17 protein-coding genes are annotated in these 15,300 nt (G+C 71.6%); 10 read left to right on the top strand and 7 right to left on the bottom strand.

Annotated elements, in window-relative coordinates; translation table 11 throughout:
* Positions 1 to 3 precede the first annotated feature (3 nt).
* The gene (locus ACZ4M3_RS27675) at positions 4 to 624 is read right to left on the bottom strand and encodes a DUF47 domain-containing protein (RefSeq protein ID WP_150519007.1); all 621 of its coding nucleotides are present in this window, start codon (positions 622 to 624) and stop codon (positions 4 to 6) included.
* Between the two features lie 192 nt (positions 625 to 816).
* Here ACZ4M3_RS27675 and ACZ4M3_RS27670 point away from each other — a divergent pair, with 192 nt between their 5' ends.
* Positions 817 to 1,152 carry a metal-sensitive transcriptional regulator gene (locus tag ACZ4M3_RS27670; protein WP_329196972.1) on the top strand — a complete coding sequence of 112 codons (336 nt, stop codon included), beginning with the start codon at positions 817 to 819 and terminating at the stop codon, positions 1,150 to 1,152.
* 89 nt (positions 1,153 to 1,241) lie between these two features.
* On the opposite strand, the gene ACZ4M3_RS27665 is transcribed toward ACZ4M3_RS27670, so the two are convergent.
* Complete coding sequence (locus ACZ4M3_RS27665; RefSeq protein WP_467737578.1) at positions 1,242 to 1,394, bottom strand: hypothetical protein; 153 nt, start codon at positions 1,392 to 1,394, stop codon at positions 1,242 to 1,244.
* A 141-nt stretch (positions 1,395 to 1,535) separates the two neighbouring features.
* Positions 1,536 to 2,369 carry an SCO4651 family lipoprotein gene (locus tag ACZ4M3_RS27660; protein WP_467737075.1) on the bottom strand — a complete coding sequence of 278 codons (834 nt, stop codon included), beginning with the start codon at positions 2,367 to 2,369 and terminating at the stop codon, positions 1,536 to 1,538.
* A gap of 130 nt (positions 2,370 to 2,499) precedes the next feature.
* Here ACZ4M3_RS27660 and ACZ4M3_RS27655 point away from each other — a divergent pair, with 130 nt between their 5' ends.
* Both ACZ4M3_RS27655 and ACZ4M3_RS27650 read left to right on the top strand, forming a co-directional pair.
* Positions 2,500 to 2,703: a hypothetical protein gene (locus ACZ4M3_RS27655; RefSeq protein WP_467737576.1), complete on the top strand. Its 204-nt coding sequence runs from the start codon at positions 2,500 to 2,502 to the stop codon at positions 2,701 to 2,703.
* Positions 2,704 to 2,770: 67 nt separating this feature from the next.
* Complete coding sequence (locus tag ACZ4M3_RS27650; RefSeq protein ID WP_467737073.1) at positions 2,771 to 2,986, top strand: hypothetical protein; 216 nt, start codon at positions 2,771 to 2,773, stop codon at positions 2,984 to 2,986.
* A gap of 315 nt (positions 2,987 to 3,301) precedes the next feature.
* On the opposite strand, the gene ACZ4M3_RS27645 is transcribed toward ACZ4M3_RS27650, so the two are convergent.
* The 3 genes from ACZ4M3_RS27645 to ACZ4M3_RS27635 form a co-directional block, all read right to left on the bottom strand.
* Positions 3,302 to 3,985, bottom strand: coding sequence for a phosphatase PAP2 family protein (locus ACZ4M3_RS27645; RefSeq protein ID WP_467737071.1), 684 nt, complete (start codon positions 3,983 to 3,985; stop codon positions 3,302 to 3,304).
* 197 nt (positions 3,986 to 4,182) lie between these two features.
* A complete protein-coding gene (locus ACZ4M3_RS27640) occupies positions 4,183 to 5,193 on the bottom strand; it encodes a C40 family peptidase (protein WP_467737549.1) in 1,011 nt (336 codons plus the stop codon).
* 288 nt (positions 5,194 to 5,481) lie between these two features.
* Positions 5,482 to 6,270, bottom strand: a complete 789-nt coding sequence (locus ACZ4M3_RS27635; protein ID WP_467737069.1) for a thioesterase family protein — start codon at positions 6,268 to 6,270, stop codon at positions 5,482 to 5,484.
* 67 nt (positions 6,271 to 6,337) lie between these two features.
* Between ACZ4M3_RS27635 and ACZ4M3_RS27630 the strand changes: the two genes are divergently transcribed.
* The 7 genes from ACZ4M3_RS27630 to ACZ4M3_RS27600 all read left to right on the top strand — a co-directional run bounded on the left by ACZ4M3_RS27630 (position 6,338) and on the right by ACZ4M3_RS27600 (position 14,580).
* Positions 6,338 to 7,150, top strand: coding sequence for a pentapeptide repeat-containing protein (locus ACZ4M3_RS27630; protein WP_467737067.1), 813 nt, complete (start codon positions 6,338 to 6,340; stop codon positions 7,148 to 7,150).
* A 320-nt stretch (positions 7,151 to 7,470) separates the two neighbouring features.
* Positions 7,471 to 7,779, top strand: coding sequence for a hypothetical protein (locus tag ACZ4M3_RS27625; RefSeq protein ID WP_136213834.1), 309 nt, complete (start codon positions 7,471 to 7,473; stop codon positions 7,777 to 7,779).
* Between the two features lie 102 nt (positions 7,780 to 7,881).
* Entirely contained in the window at positions 7,882 to 8,712 is an 831-nt protein-coding gene (locus ACZ4M3_RS27620) for a DUF8175 domain-containg protein (RefSeq protein ID WP_467737065.1), read from the top strand.
* Positions 8,702 to 10,102 carry a hypothetical protein gene (locus tag ACZ4M3_RS27615; RefSeq protein ID WP_467737063.1) on the top strand — a complete coding sequence of 467 codons (1,401 nt, stop codon included), beginning with the start codon at positions 8,702 to 8,704 and terminating at the stop codon, positions 10,100 to 10,102. Before ACZ4M3_RS27620 ends, ACZ4M3_RS27615 begins: the two co-directional genes overlap by 11 nt.
* On the top strand, positions 10,099 to 11,661 hold the full coding sequence (locus ACZ4M3_RS27610) for an SCO6880 family protein (RefSeq protein ID WP_453356140.1): 1,563 nt from the start codon (positions 10,099 to 10,101) through the stop codon (positions 11,659 to 11,661). Before ACZ4M3_RS27615 ends, ACZ4M3_RS27610 begins: the two co-directional genes overlap by 4 nt.
* Positions 11,662 to 11,680: 19 nt before the next feature.
* Entirely contained in the window at positions 11,681 to 13,096 is a 1,416-nt protein-coding gene (locus tag ACZ4M3_RS27605) for an ATP-binding protein (RefSeq protein WP_467737061.1), read from the top strand.
* Between the two features lie 2 nt (positions 13,097 to 13,098).
* Positions 13,099 to 14,580, top strand: coding sequence for a P-loop NTPase family protein (locus ACZ4M3_RS27600; protein ID WP_467737059.1), 1,482 nt, complete (start codon positions 13,099 to 13,101; stop codon positions 14,578 to 14,580).
* Here the strand turns inward: ACZ4M3_RS27600 and ACZ4M3_RS27595 are convergent.
* On the bottom strand, positions 14,577 to 15,143 hold the full coding sequence (locus ACZ4M3_RS27595) for a GNAT family N-acetyltransferase (RefSeq protein WP_467737057.1): 567 nt from the start codon (positions 15,141 to 15,143) through the stop codon (positions 14,577 to 14,579). The two genes, ACZ4M3_RS27600 and ACZ4M3_RS27595, sit on opposite strands and share 4 nt — an antisense overlap.
* Positions 15,144 to 15,300 lie beyond the last annotated feature (157 nt).

Here is a 15,300-nt window from a genome sequence, read left to right as displayed (position 1 = left end):
GGTTCAGGACTCCTTGACCGCGATGGTCTCCACCGTGTTCGCGACGTGCTCGAACGCGTCGGCGGCCTCTTCCAGCACGTCGACGATCTGCTTGAGCTTCAGCACCTCGATGGCGTCGTACTTGCCGTTGAAGAGCTGGGCGAGCAGCTTGCGGTGGATCTGGTCGGCCTGGTTCTCGAGGCGGTTGACCTCGATCCAGTACTCGGTCAGGTTCTCCATGGTCCGCAGGTGCGGCATGGCCTCGGCGGTCAGCTCCGCGGCCCGCGCCAGTACCTCGATCTGCTGCTCGACGCCCTTGGGCAGCTCCTCCACGTTGTAGAGGACGACCAGGTCGACCGCCTCTTCCATGAAGTCCATGATGTCGTCGAGGCACGAGGCGAGGTTGTAGATGTCCTCGCGGTCGAACGGCGTGATGAAGGAGGAGTTCAGCTGGTGGAAGATCGCGTGGGTCGCGTCGTCCCCGGCGTGTTCCGCAGCCCGCATCCGCTCCGCGATCTCGGCCCGGGCGGAGGAGTCCGCTCCGAGCAGTTCCATCAGGAGTTTCGAGCCCGTGACGATGTTGTCCGCGGATGCGGCGAACATGTCGTAGAAGCTCGTCTCCCTGGGGGTCAGACGAAATCGCACGTGAGGTCCTCGGGCTGCATTGGATTCGGTCAGGCTGATGCTAGGCGCATCCCCCGGCCACGGCTAACCGGCGGTTCCCCAGTGTCCTCCATCAGGCACAGTGGGGAGAACGGACCCCTGCCCCTCGGGCGCGGCCCAGTACCCTATACCCATGAGGGGTATACATCCCTCGTCCGGACCACGGGAGGACGCATGACGACCATCGAGGCGGAAGGCCCCGGAGCCGGCGGGGTCGCCGCGGCGCCCGTCCACGGCTACCACCACCAGAAGGACGAGCACCTCAAGCGGCTGCGCCGGATCGAGGGACAGATCCGCGGACTCCAGCGCCTGGTCGACGAGGACGTCTACTGCATCGACATACTCACCCAGGTCTCGGCGAGCACCAAGGCGCTCCAGTCGTTCGCGCTCCAGCTGCTGGAGGAGCACTTGCGGCACTGCGTCGCGGACGCGGCCGTCAAGGGCGGAACCGAGATCGACGCCAAGGTCGAGGAAGCGACCAAGGCGATCGCCCGGCTGCTGCGCACCTGAGCACCCGAGCGCGGCCCGAGGGCCCCGGCGGCCGACCGCCGCCGCGGCCGCTGCCCGGCCCCGGACCCGGCCCCTGTCCGGGGAGGGCTTCAGAGCCCGATGCCCATCAGCACTTCGTCGATCCGGTCCTGACTCAGCCGTTCCTCGCCCGCCGTCGAGGCCGCGATGATCAGCTCACCGCACAGCTCGATCTCGGCAAGCGCCACGTGGTCCTGCACCGTCGTACCGCACACGGGAGTCACGCGTGTCACCTCTCTCTGCCGCTCTCTTGCCGCCCGGCTTCCCAGCGTAGGGAGCGCCCCTCGCGGCGCGCATGACCCGGATGGACCATTTCCGGATACCGGGCCATGGCCCGATCGCGCGGCCGATGCCGCACGGCCCGGCTATTCGGCGATCTTCCCGGCGTAAATGTCCCCGCTTGGCGGCAATTTGACGGTCACCGGCGTCCCGAACCCGTACAGCAGCGTGGTCGACGACACATCGATCACGCCATTGTTGACATAGCTGAAGCGGTGCCGGACCTTGCGCAGCCGCCCCTCCATGTCCAGATAGGCGTCGAACGGGACCGTGTCCTTGCTGAACCCTTTCGCCGCCGCTTCCAATGCGCCCCTGACCCCCGGCGAGGCGCTCCGCGCGGCCCGCCCGATATCGGTGGTGCCCTGGTAGTGCCGCACCTTGGTGCCCGCCAGGTCGGTCTCGCCGACGTACGTGACCTGCTGCGCGCCCCGCAACAGCTCGGCGGCGGCCAACGGGTCGGTGGCACCGCCGGTGACGAGGTTCCCGTCGGCGAGGCTCGTCGTGTCCACGCGCACCCACTTGTCGGCGGGCACTCCCGCCCCCCGGTTCTTCATGTACAGCGCGCCGGGAACGAGGAGTTCGGTGATGGGCCGGTGCTCCGCCTTCCCGGTCACATCGGCCGGGAGCATCACCAGCAGCTGGCCCATCCGGCTCTTGAAGTCCACCCCGCCCTCGCCGCGGATGGTGACCCGGGTCCCGCCGGTCGCCATCTCCATCGCCGTACGGGCCTGCGCGCTGCCCGCGCCGGTGAGCGCGTCGGCGGCGCCGCGGACCACCGCGGCCGGGTCCTGCGGGGGCCGGTCGTCACCGCTCGCGGGGCCGCCGCAGCCGGCCGTCACGGCCACGGCCACCGCGACGCCGACGGCAAGCGCCGCCTCACCCGCGCGCCCTCGTCGCCGCCTGTGCTGGTGCACCACCATCGCCTGCCAACCCCCAACGTGTGCCCGCTGTTTGCCCGAGGCCCCACCCGTTCCGTTTAACGAGGTCGGGGGTTTCCCGTCACGGGCTGCGGCGTTACCGGAGCGGGGCCGGGCCGGGTACCGTGGTGGGGTGGACCCGCACACCGAAGCGAGCCTGACTCCTCCGCTTACCGCTGTGCCGCTGCCCCGCGACCCGGGGGAGCCCGCGCACACCACGAGCACCGCCGAACGCGGCTCGTTCTGCCTGGCCGTCTGCAGCTGCGGCTGGACCGGCCCGGCCCGCCGCTCCAGAGACCTGGCCCGCAGGGACGCCACCCGGCACGCGGCGGGGTAGCCCGGCGCGTCGCCCGTTCGGACGGCCCCGGCTGGCCGGGCCGCCCGGCACCGGTTGCCCTTGACTCATGCCAGCACCTCGACGGGGACTCCGTTTGGCGGCGCTCGTCTGGGCCGTGGCGCTCGTCGCCATGACCCCGGCCACGGCATGGGCCCGCCCGACGGGCTCGGCGGACGGCCCGGCCGACGTGGCCCTCGCCATCGCCGTCACCACGGCCGCGGCCGTAGCAACGGGCCTCTGGCTCCGCTCCCGCTACCGCCGCGACGACCCGGAAGACCGATGACCCGCCGCCGCCCCGTGGCCATCCGCCTCCTCTTCACGGCCGCCGCCCTCTGCCTCCTCCTGGCCACCGCCCTCACCCTCTGGCCCCCACACCCCGGCTAGGCGGGCCGTCTGAGGCGGTCTTTCCAGCCCCGCCGGGGCCAACCCAGCCCCGCCGGCGTTTGAGGCGGTCTTTTCAGCCCCGCCGGCGTTTGAGGCGCGGGCCCTGGGGCGGAGCCCCAGAACGCCCGGCGCAGCCGGGACCGCTCCGCGCAACGGCGCCGCAGACGCCACCGCCCGCCACCCAGGGCCGGGGCCCCGAAAGCCGCGCCAGGGCCTACGCCGCCAGGTCCTTCTCCCGTACCCCCGCCTCAACCCCGGCCCCCACCACCGGCCGCGCCACCACCCGCCCCCGCCCGCGCCCCCGCAACACCGGCCCCAGCACCGCCATCGCCAACGGCGCCGGCACCAGCACCACCGCCGTCCCCAGCGCCAGCCCGCCCACCACGTCCGTCGGGTAGTGCACGCCCATGTACACCCGGCACAGCCCTTCCAGCAGCGCCAGCCCGATCCCGATCAGCCCGAACCGCCGGTTCGCCAGGAAGATCCCCACGCCCAGCGCCATCGCCAGCGTCGTGTGCCCGCTGACGAACGAGAACAAGGCCCCGCCGAACCCCCCGCCGGCCCCCGTCCCGCCCACCACTTCCAGCCCCTCGTGCTGGAGGTACGGCCGCGGCCGCCCCACGAGCTCCCGCAGCGGCACGTTCACCAGCAGCGCGATCCCCGCCGCCAGCGGCGCCCACACCAGCGCGGCCAGCGATTCGGCCGCGCTCGCCTCGTCCTGCCGCCGGACCCCGCGCCAGCACCACAGGACCAGCAGCACCAGCGCCAGCGGGATCCCGTAGTCGCCGACGACGCTCACCGCGCGGTCGATCCAGTCCGGCGCGCGCCGGGCCAGGCCGTTGATCTCGTACAGCAGGCTTACATCCACGTTCGGCCCACCGGTCGTGAGTCCAGCCATGGTGATGCGGTCCCTTGCCCTTGCCTAGGTCCGTGCGGACGCACCCGGCGCACGCTCCGTCAACCTCCGCCGATCAACTCCTGTGCCCATGGAACGCCCGTCGTGGCACGTACGTTCCACTCTCCACGGGATGATCACTCCAACGTTATCCAAGAGTGACTGATCGTCGCAGCTCAGGGCCCATGCTTAACGCACCGTCACGACGCCGCGCGGACATCCGCCGCCCGCTCCGGAAGCGCCTCCGCGCCGTCCTTCGTGACCCTGGTCGCACCGAAGTAGTCAGGCGTGTCGATCTTGTCGAAGCGGATCACCGCGCCCGTGTAGGGGGCGTTGATCATGTAGCCGCCACCCACGTAGATCCCTACGTGCCGGATGTCCCGAGAGTTCGTCAGATCGTCGGAGAAGAAGACCAGATCACCGGGGAGCAGCTCCGCCCGCGAGGGGTGCGGACCGGCGTTGTACTGGTCGTTCGCCACCCGGGGCAACTCGACGCCCACCGACTCGTACGCCGCCTTGGTCAGCCCCGAGCAGTCGAACCGCCCGTCCTGGTCGGGCGTCCCGTTGCCACCCCACAGATACGGCGTCCCCAGCTGCTTCTGCGCGAAATACAGCGCCCCGGACGCCTGTTGCGACGGCGAGACGCGGCCCAGCGGCCGCTCGAAGCTCTTCGCCAGTGTGGTAATCGCCTTTACGTACCCTTGCGTTTCCTTGTACGGGGGCACCCCGCCGTACTTGATGACCGCGTACGAGCCCGCGTTGTACGCCGCGAGCATGTTCCCCGTGGCGTCGCCGCCCACCCCGGCCACGTCCTTGGCGAGCTCGCAGTCGTACGAAGCCGCCGACGGAATGGCGTCGTTGGGGTCCCAGATGTCGCGGTCACCGTCACCGTCACCGTCCACCCCGTGCCCCGCCCAGGTCCCCGGAATGAACTGCGCGATCCCCCGGGCGTCCGCCGGACTGACCGCATTGGGGTTCCAGCCGCTCTCCGAGTACAGCTGCGCCGCCAGCAGCGCCGGACTGATCGCCGGGCACAACGTGCCCCATTTCTGCACCAGCGCCTGGTACTTCCCGGGCACGGCGCCCTTCGCCAGCCCCAGCGCCCTGCCGCCCGCCCCCGCGCCCACCAGGCCCGCCGCCGCGGAGTACGTCCCCACGACGAGGAGCACGAGGAAGCTCAGGGCCACTCCGATTCCGATCCCGCCTGCCATCCAGAATCTGCGCACCCGTCAACCCTCCCCCACACCACCCGTTTTCGACGGGTCATTCCCGTCTCCCGCGCCGACAACCTGACTAACCCACCCGGAAGCCGGAACAGCGGACGCTCGCGTACCCGTTCGGACCGTCCCCCGACACCGCTGAACTCCCCGTCCAGTCTCCGGGGTCGTCGGCGAGCGGAAAAGCCTTCCAGGTCTTCCCGGCCACGTGCTGGCCGAAATCATCCGGATACGCCGGCTCCCCCGCCCCGCGCAGGGGCCGGCCCGGCCCCCCGCCTCGGCCTACCTCGGCGCCACGAACAGGCTCTGCGCGCTGCGCCCGATGGGCCCCTTCTCGTCGTGCAGCCGCGCGTCGGCGAGCCCGATCCCGGCCGCGTCCACGCTCGTACGGGCCTCCACGCACGCCCACTCGCCCACCGGATGGCGGTGCAAGTGGACGCTGAGGTCACCGTTGACGAAGAGGTAGCTGCCGAAGTCCAGCACCGCGCTGATGCCGTTGCCCGAGTCGGCGGCGATCAGCACCCGGTCCAGCGGCCGGGTCTCCTCCCCCGCGATCAGCGGCACCCTCATGCGCATCCAGCAGGTGCCCGGCCCCGGCTCGGCGAACGCGCCGGCGGCGAAGCGGGTCTCCATGGCCGTGTGGTAGCCCGTCTCCCACGGCAGCTCGAAGGGAGTCTCCGCCACCTCGCCGGGCGGGGGCAGCTCCGGCCCCGGCGCCACCGCCGGCACCGCCTCCGGCGCCACCCGGATCCGCAGCGCCCGCGCGAGCATCACCGGCGCGGCCCCCGCCGGGGCGAGGGCGGCCTCCACCACTTCGGTACCGCGGCCCGCGCGCACCACGCTGGTGGTCACCTCCAGCGCGCCGATCGGCACCGGCCGCAGGATCTCGTACGTGATCCGCGCGATCCGCATGTCCGCCCGGGCCCCGGGCCGCTCCTCGACGGCCCGCCCGAGCAGCGCGGCCGGCGGCCCGGCGTGCTGGGAGCGCTCGTCCCACGGCCCGCGGGTGAAGGCGGTGGCCACGAAACGCCCGGCGCCGACCCGCTCGAAGAACCCCTCAGCAGCACCCATGCCCCGCACGCTACCCAGAGGTAACCACCGGCACCACCCCTACCCCGCGACCGGGGACAATGGGAGGGTGTCGACCAACCCCGCCCCCGCCCTGCACGCCGACTGCGCCAACTGCTTCGCGCTCTGCTGCGTCGCCCTGCCCTTCGCCAAGTCCACCGACTTCGCCGTGAACAAGGCGGCGGGCACCCCCTGCAAGAACCTCCGCCAGGACTTCCGCTGCGGCATCCACACCGCGCTGCGCGACAAGGGCTTCCAGGGCTGCACGGTCTTCGACTGCTTCGGCGCGGGCCAGCAGGTCTCCCAGGTCACCTTCGGCGGCCGCGACTGGCGCAGCCACCCCGGCACCGCCCGTCAGATGTTCGAGGTCTTCCCCGTCATGCGGCAGCTGCACGAACTGCTCCGCTACCTCACCGAGGCCCTCGCCCTCCCGGCGGCCGCCCCCCTCCACGAGGAGCTGCGCGCGGCGCTCGCCACGACCACGGACGCCACCTTCGCCGACGCGGACGCCCTCGCCCCCTTCGACGTCGGCGCCCTGCGCCAGGAGATCAACACCCTGCTCCTCAAGACGAGCGAACTGGTCCGGGCCACCGTCCCCGGCCGGAAGAAGAACCACCGCGGCGCCGACCTGATGGGCGCCCGCCTCAAGGGCGCCGACCTGCGCGGAGCCAACCTGCGCGGCGCCTACCTGATCGCCGCCGACCTCACCGGCGCCGACCTCCGCACGGCCGACCTGATCGGCGCGGACCTGCGCGACGCCAACCTCCGCGACGCCGACCTGCGCGAGGCACTCTTCCTCACCCAGCCCCAGCTCAACGCCGCCCACGGCTCCCCCGCCACCCGCATCCCCCCGTCCCTGACCCGCCCCGCCCACTGGGCCTGAGCCGGCCGCCCCCACCGCGCCCCACTGCGCCCCCCTCGCGCCGCTCCGCCGAACGGCCGCCACTCGATCGGGTCCGCCGCACGCCGGGACGGCAATCATTGCCCGGCGTCACCCCTCGTGATACACAGAGTGACCATACGTTCTTCCGTATACCCACCGCCCCCGCCCAGGTCAGGGCAACGAGGCGGGGCCGGCCGGGAGATCGGGTAAAGAGAGCCGCCAAGTCGACGACGAGGCCGGTTTCATCAGCGAAGATAGTGCGTAACCCCTGCCGTCGGGCACGGGCTACCGGAACTACCCATACTGGGGCGGTGAGTTACATGATCCTGGCAGCCGAAAAGGGCGACATCACCACCATCATCGGCGGAATCGCCCCGAACTGGGGGCCGTTCGGCAGTCTCGGCAACGAAGCGAAGGTCATGGTCGAGGTGGTCATGGCCGTCGCGATCCTCCTCTGCCTCGGCATCGCCATCTGGGGCGCGGCCAAACAGCGCATCGGCGCGACCGCCCTGCGCGACACGTTCAGCGCGGAACAGGGCAAGGGCCTGATCGTGGCCGGACTCACGGGCGTCTTCATCATCGGCTCCCTGGGCACCCTCTTCACGATCGTCTACGGAATGGCCGTCTAGCCGTGCCGCCCGCCGGCCGTCGTACCTGATGGCGAATCAACACACCGCGGCGACGCGGCCACGAGCGCTACCGTCGTACGACGCGGAGGGGGCGGACACGGAATGAGCAGCGACGACCAGTACGGTGGCGGCGGCCACGGCGAGGTCGGCGGCACGGGCCAGACCCGTACCCGCCTCCCGGACGCCCCCTCCGACCCCTACGGCGCCCCCCGCCGCGCGCCCCGCGCCTCCCGCGGGCTGATCACGGTCGTCGGCGTCGTGGTCCTCCTCATCGCCGCCATCGCGTTCGCGAACCAGTCGGGGGACACCACCCCACCCCCCTCCTCGGACAAGGCCCCGGCCGCCACTCCCACCTGCCCCACGGGCACCCCACCGGTGGACACCAAGACCAACGGCATCCCCCGCGGCTTCGCCCACACCGAACAGGGCGCCCAGTCCGCGGCCGCCAACTACACGGTCGCCCTCGGCTCCGACGCCATGCTCAAGCGGGACCTCCGCCACGCGATCATGGACACCGTCTACACCCCGGCGGCGGCCGCCGCCCGCAAGGGCACCCAGGACACCTCCTACTCGCCCGCACTCCTCGCCGGCCTGGGCCTCGACGCCGACGGCAACCCGCCCCAGGGCAGCACCTTCGTCACCCGCGCGGTCCCCATCGGCACCCGCGTCGAGAGCTACAGCGCCACCAACGCGAAAGTCGCGGTCTGGTACACGGGCCTGCTCGGCATGTCGGGCCCCAAGTCGACCGACCCCGTGCGCACCACCTGGAAGACCTGGACGTTCGAGCTGACCTGGGCCGGCGAGGACTGGAAGGTCAACGCCGACACCCAGCAGGACGGCCCCGCCCCCGTCCCCGGCGACGTCCCCGCCTCCACGTCCGACGACATCAGCAAGGCCGTCAAGGAGTTCGGAGGGTTCACCTATGCCCGGTAGCCGCGCCCCCCTCTCGACCGGAACCTCCCTGACGGCCCCGGCCGGCACCCGCTCCGCGGCCCGCGCACACGCGGCCCGCCGTATCGGCGCCGTGGCGGCGGCCCTCCAGGTCGGCCTGGTCCTGCTCTCCGCCCGCGCCTACGCCGCACCCAGCCCCCCGGTCTCCCCGTCCCCATCTCCGAGCACGTCCGCCCCCGGCGCCGGCAAGTGCGAAGGGGTCATCGGCCCGCTCAAGGAATCCTGCGAGCGCAGCGTCGGCGGCAGCCCCACCGGCAGCCCCAACACCGGTCTCACCACCAACACCCCCGACGCCATCAACCCCCTCGCCTCCCTCGCCAAGGGCTGCGCCGACGCCGCCGCCTGGATCATCGGCAAACTCGGACAAGCCATCAAGGGCACCGCCACCGTCGACTTCACCAACCCCGCCTTCCTCCAGCAGTACGCGGTCGTCTTCGCGGCCAGCACCATCCTCACCCTCGTCCTGTGGCTCCTCGCCGTCGCCAAGCGCGCCATCCGCGGCGTCCCCCTCACCACCGCCATGTCCGAAGCCATCGGCTTCCTCTGGCTCACCGTCCTCGCCTCCGCCTTCACCCCCCTCATCCTCTACACCGTCGTCTCCGCCACCGACGCCGTCACCCAAGTCATCGCCACCGCCACCGGCAGCCAGGGCGACGTCTTCTTCGGCTCCTTCGCCGAAGCCCTCAAGAAGGGCGACGACATCGGCGGCGGCCCGATCATGCTGATCGTCGTCGCCCTCGTCACCGTCCTCGCCGCCGGCGTCCTGTGGCTGGAGCTCGTCATCCGCGCCGCGCTCCTCTACGTCGGCGCCCTCCTCGGCACCGTCGTCTACGCCGGCCTCGTCGACCGCAACATGTGGGGCCACGTCCGCCGCTGGGCCGGCATCATGATCGCCGTCATCCTCGTCAAACCGGTCATCGTCATCGTCCTCGGCCTCGCCGGGGCCCTGGCCGGCGACAAGGGCCCCGACGCCTTCTCCGCCGTCGTCTCCGGCCTCGCCATCATCCTCCTGGCGATCTTCGCCTCCGCCATGATCTACCGCTTCGTCCCCGGCTTCGGCGACGAGATCGCCTCCGCCCGCTCCAACCGCAGCAAGGCCACCGACGGCGCCCAGGCAGCCGCCGTCATCAGCTCCCCGGCCTCCCTCGTCTCCCAGGGCATCAAGACCCACAGCAGCCGCGGCGCCCACCGCGCCGGCGGCGGCGAAGGCGGCGGCGCCCCCCGCCCCGCCAACCCCATCTCCGGAGGCGTGGCCGCCCACAGCAGCCGCCCCACCTCCGGCGGCGGATCCGGCGGCGGAACTGTCCCCTCCGCCGCACCCGCGCCCCGCACTGGATCGAGTACGAGGAACACAGGAGGTGACGGGCGTTGACGACCCAGTCCCACCAGCTCCACCCGGTCGCGCCCCGCCGCACGTATCTCATCGGCCGCGCCAGGCCGAACGCGATCGTCGGCAAGAACCGCGAAACCGGCGAGATCGCCCTGATCATCGTCGGCGCGTTCTTCGGCATGATGAGCGGACTGCTCGTCCCCGACCTCGCCCTGCGCATCGTGAGCCTCGCCGGCTTCCCCCTGCTCGCGCTCGCCGCCGTGTACGTCCCCTACAAGGGCCGCACCTTCTACAAGTGGTTCGAGATCAACCGCAGCTACAAGCGCACCCTGCGCCGCGGCGCCGCCTACCGCTCCGGCGCCATGGAAGCTGGCGTCCGCGCCGCCGACGGCCGCGAGGTCGAAGTCGGCCCGCCCCCCGGCATCGGCCGCATCAACTGGCTCGCCGCACCCTTCGGCCCCGACGAGATCGCCGTCCTCCTCCACGCCGACCGCAGGACCGTCACTGCCGCCATCGAGATCGAAGGACCCGGCGTCGGCCTGCGCGACAGCGAGGACCAAGAAGCCCTCGTCGACCGCTTCGGCACCCTCCTCAAGCACGTCGCCAACGGCGACGGCTTCGTCACCCGCCTCCAGATGCTCGCCCGCACCCTCCCCGCCGACCCCGACGCCCACGCCAAGGACGTCGCCCAGCGCGGCGACACCAAGGCCCCCGCCTGGCTGCGCGACTCCTACGACCAGCTCCAGTCGATGGTCTCCACCTCCTCCGAGCAGCACCGCGCCTACCTCGTCGCCTGCATGCACTACACGCGCGAACTCGCCGCCGAGGCCCACACCATCGCCCGCGCCTCCACCCCCCACAAGGGCCGCAAACTCGACCGCGACGCCGGACTCGCCATCGTCATGGCCCGCGAACTCACCGACATCTGCGCCCGCCTCGCCGAAGCCGACATCCGCGTCCGCCAGCCCCTCGGCCAGGGCCGCCTCGCCTCCCTCGTGCACTCCATGTACGACCCGGACCACCCCATCGACCACATCCAGGCCATGACCAAGCGCAACGCCTGGCCCGCCGAACTCGACGCCGTCGAACCCACCTACCTCCAGGCCAAGACCCGCGAGTCCTCCACCCGCGCCCCCTGGTGCCACGCCACCGCCTGGGTGAAGGAATGGCCGATGACCCCCGTCGGCGTCAACTTCCTCGCCCCCCTCCTCGTCCACACCCCCGACGTCATCCGCACCGTCGCCGTCACCATGGACCTGGAGCCCACCGAAGTGGCCATCGAGCGCATGCTCACCGAAAAGACCAACGACGAGGCCGACGCCAGCCGCGCCGCCAAGATGAACCGCACCGTCGACCCCCGCGACATCGCCGCCCACGGCCGGCTCGACCAGAGGGGTGAAGATCTGGCCAGCGGTGCGGCAGGAGTCAACCTCGTCGGGTACATCACGGTGTCCTCGCGTTCACCCGAGGCCCTGGCCCGCGACAAGCGGACCATCCGCGCCTCGGCCGGCAAGTCCTACCTGAAACTCGAATGGTGCGACCGCGAGCACCACCGCGCCTTCGTCAACACCTTGCCGTTCGCCACCGGCATCCGACGCTAGCTGGAGGGAAGTGCCGCCCATGCGAGATCCCATGTCCGCTCTGACGGACGCCTTCACCAGCTTCCTCTTCGGCAAGGTCGAAACCACCCGGCTGCCCGTCCGCACCTCCACCGGCCAGGCGCAGGCCGTCTACCTGCCCACCGCCGCCCCCGGCCTCGGCGACTCCGGCGTCATCATCGGCCGCGAGGTCTACAGCGGCAAGGGCTACATCTACGACCCCTTCCAGCTCTACGGGCAACAGCTCCCCGCCCCCCACTGGCTGGTCCTCGGCGAATCCGGCAACGGCAAGTCCGCCCTGGAGAAGACCTACGTCCTGCGCCAGCTCCGCTTCCGCGACCGCCAGGTCGTCGTCCTCGACGCCCAGGGCGAAGACGGCGTCGGCGAATGGAACCTCATCGCCCAGCAGCTGGGGATAACCCCCATCCGCCTGGACCCCATCGCCGCCAACGACGACGGGATCCGCCTCAACCCCCTCGACCCGGCCATCACCACCACCGGCCAGCTCGCGCTGCTCCGCACCATCATCGAAGTCGCCATGGGGCACGGCCTGGACGAACGCTCCGGCTTCGCCTTGAAGGTCGCTCACGCCTACGTCGTCGAAACCATCGTCGACCGCCAGCCCGTCCTCACCGACATCGTGGAACAGCTGCGCCACCCCAAACCCGAATCCGCCGAAGCGATGAACGTCGACATAGACGATGTCCGCGCCTGGGGCCTCGACGTCGCCCTCGTCCTCGACCGCCTGGTCGACGGCGACCTCCGCGGCATGTTCGACGGCCCCACCACCGTCGGCATCGACCTCGACGCCCCGCTCATCGTCTTCGACCTGTCGCACATCGACCGCAACTCGATCGCGATGCCGATCCTGATGGCGATCGTCGGCGTCTGGCTGGAACACACCTGGATCCGCCCGGACCGCAAGAAGCGCATCTTCCTGGTCGAGGAAGCCTGGCACATCATCAACAGCCCCTTCGTGGCCCAGCTGTTCCAGCGCCTCCTCAAGTTCGGCCGCCGCCTCGGCCTGTCCTTCGTCGCCGTCGTCCACCACCTCTCGGACGTCGTGGACGGAGCCGCGGCCCGAGAGGCCGCGGCCATCCTCAAAATGGCCTCCACCCGCACCATCTACGCCCAGAAGGCCGACGAGGCACGCGCCACCGGCCGCGTCCTCGGCCTGCCCCGCTGGGCCGTGGAAATCATCCCGACCCTCACCCCCGGCATCGCCGTCTGGGACGTCAACGGCAACGTCCAGGTCGTCAAACACCTGATCACAGAAGCCGAACGCCCCCTGGTCTACACCGACCGCGCCATGACGGAATCCTCCGTCCCGCAGCTCCCCGACGACCTGCTGGCCGCCGAACTCGAAGCGGAACAGCGCGCCCTGCGCATGGAACGCCATCGCAACGGCGGCCCCGGCTCGGCGACCACGGTGGCGTAGGCATGCCCGACCCACGACGTACGGACCCGCCCGCACGCCCCGGCGGCATCCCCGACGGGGTCCTGGTCGGCCTCCTGGCCTTCCTCCTCGGCCTCGCCGTCCTGATCTGGACGACCACCGGCCTGGCAGCCCTCTTCGCGAAGGGCGCCTGGCCGGACACGGTCACCTTCACCCGTACCCCGGCGGCCGTCCGGGCCCTGATAACGCAACCCCACGACATCGCCGCGGCCTGGCCCGACACCGACCCCACAGCCCTCTCCGGCTGGGGCCTCTTCTGGGGCCTCTTCATCAGCCAGCTCCTGATCCTGCTGGTCCTCACGATCTTCACCATGGGCCTCATCACCCGCACCCGCACCCGCCGCCGCGCGGCCCACCCGCGAACTCCAACCCCGCCGCCCCTTCCAGCCCCGCCGGCGTTTGAGGCGCCCCCTTCAGCCCCGCCGGCGTTTGAGGCGCCCCCTCCAGCCCCGCCGGCGTTTGAGGCGCGGGGGCCTGGGGGCAGCGCCCCCAGCAACGGCGCCGCACCGGCACCGGCACCGGCACCCACCCCCCGCCTCACCTACGCCCCACCCCCCACCCGCCACATCGCGGCAACCACCCTCCTCGCCGCAACAGAAGGCGCGGCCCTCGTCGTCACCTCCTCCCCCACCTTCTGGTCCGCCACCAAGGACGCCCGCGCCAAACTCGGCCCGGTCCTCCTCTACGACCCCTCACACCTCTGCGACACCCCGGCCCGCATGCACTGGAACCCCACCGACGGCTGCACCGACCGCGACACCGCCGCCGCCCGCGCCACCGCCCTGCTGGCCCCCGTACGCCCCCAGGCCCGCATGGACGCCGCCATCGCCGACACGGCTGAGACCCTCCTCCGCAGCTGGCTCCACGCCGCCGCCCTCGACGACCGCCCCTTCAAGCAGCTCCACCGCTGGGCCCAGGGCAGCAGCGCCCAGGACCCGGTCCGCATCCTCCGCACTCACCCGCAGGCCACACCCGGCGCCGCAGGCGAACTCGAAAGCTCCCTCACCGCCCACCCCGAACGCCGCGAGCAGGCCCAGCACCTGACGGCCCGTGCCCTCGCCTGCCTCAGCTCGGTCCACATCCGCGAAGCGTGCAATCCCAATCGAACAGACACGCTGACCCTGGCATCGTTCGTCACCGAGGGGGGAACCCTCTATGTGGTGGGTGAACCCCTGGAAGACCCCCGTACCCACCCGGGTGCGATGCCCCTGCTGACCGCACTCGCCGCGAGCGTGGTCGAGCACGGCCGTCGCATGGCCGCCAGGTCATCCCACGGTCGGCTCGACCCACCACTCACCCTCATCCTCGAGGACGTCGCCGCGGTCGCCCCCATCCCGCAGCTCCCCGAGCTGCTCCAGGACGACACGCTCCCCCTCCTCGCCCTCTGCCGGAGCCGGGAACAGGCCCGCGCCCGCTGGCCGGAGGCCGCCGAGTTCACCCCCGCCGGCTCCCGCCTGCACCACTAGCGCTGCTCGGGCCGCGCGAACACGTACTCCCGCTCCTTCGCCCCGTCCGGGTCCCCCGGCATGGGCACGGTCTGCCCGCTCTCCCGGAAGCCGAACCGCCGGTAGAAGGCTTCGGCCCGCGCGTTCTCCTCGTGTACGAAGAGACGTACGCGCTCCACCGCCGGCTCCTCCAACGACCACGCCCACTCCAGCGCGGCCTCGAACAACGCCTCCGTCAAGCCGGTCCCCCGCTGCTCGGCCCGCACGAAGACCCCCACCAGGTGGCCCTGCTCCTGCTCGACCATCTGACCGAAGTAGTCCGGCACGCCGGCCCCCTCGACCAGCAGCGTCACCGACGCGTCCCACTGCCCGTCAGCGGCTTCCGCGACGAACTGCCGCGCGCCCCGTCCCCGACTGGCCCGCTCCGTCCGCCCCTGCCAGAACTCATCCGGCTGCGCCTCGGCCTGCTCCAGCGTCTCCAGGAAGGCAACGGCAGCCGCCGGATCCCGGAGCGCGATGAGCCGCAGCTCCTTCGCCTTCTCCCACTCGTCGCTCCGCACCGGCCGTATCACGTGTTTGTCCATAACAGCGGATCCAATCACGCACGCCGATGCACCCGCACGCCCATATCTGTCCTACGACGGCTTTCGGCCGGTGAACGCAGAAAAGCCCCGCACCATGCCCGTGAAGGGCTGGTGCGGGGCTTTCCCACAATGATTGTTCGGCGGCGTCCTACTCTCC

This window comes from Streptomyces sp. NPDC026522 (assembly GCF_055567555.1).
Note: the sequence above shows the minus strand (reverse complement) of the source record. Positions and strands in the feature narration are given on the sequence as shown.

Coding starts and splice junctions, on each gene's coding strand:
- ACZ4M3_RS27670 (WP_329196972.1), top strand. CDS start 817: ATGACGACCATCGAGGCGGAAGGCCCCGGAGCCGGCGGGGTCGCCGCG.
- ACZ4M3_RS27660 (WP_467737075.1), bottom strand. CDS start 2,369: ATGGTGGTGCACCAGCACAGGCGGCGACGAGGGCGCGCGGGTGAGGCG.
- ACZ4M3_RS27650 (WP_467737073.1), top strand. CDS start 2,771: ATGCCAGCACCTCGACGGGGACTCCGTTTGGCGGCGCTCGTCTGGGCC.
- ACZ4M3_RS27645 (WP_467737071.1), bottom strand. CDS start 3,985: ATGGCTGGACTCACGACCGGTGGGCCGAACGTGGATGTAAGCCTGCTG.
- ACZ4M3_RS27640 (WP_467737549.1), bottom strand. CDS start 5,193: ATGGCAGGCGGGATCGGAATCGGAGTGGCCCTGAGCTTCCTCGTGCTC.
- ACZ4M3_RS27635 (WP_467737069.1), bottom strand. CDS start 6,270: ATGGGTGCTGCTGAGGGGTTCTTCGAGCGGGTCGGCGCCGGGCGTTTC.
- ACZ4M3_RS27625 (WP_136213834.1), top strand. CDS start 7,471: ATGATCCTGGCAGCCGAAAAGGGCGACATCACCACCATCATCGGCGGA.
- ACZ4M3_RS27620 (WP_467737065.1), top strand. CDS start 7,882: ATGAGCAGCGACGACCAGTACGGTGGCGGCGGCCACGGCGAGGTCGGC.
- ACZ4M3_RS27615 (WP_467737063.1), top strand. CDS start 8,702: ATGCCCGGTAGCCGCGCCCCCCTCTCGACCGGAACCTCCCTGACGGCC.
- ACZ4M3_RS27605 (WP_467737061.1), top strand. CDS start 11,681: ATGCGAGATCCCATGTCCGCTCTGACGGACGCCTTCACCAGCTTCCTC.
- ACZ4M3_RS27600 (WP_467737059.1), top strand. CDS start 13,099: ATGCCCGACCCACGACGTACGGACCCGCCCGCACGCCCCGGCGGCATC.
- ACZ4M3_RS27595 (WP_467737057.1), bottom strand. CDS start 15,143: ATGGACAAACACGTGATACGGCCGGTGCGGAGCGACGAGTGGGAGAAG.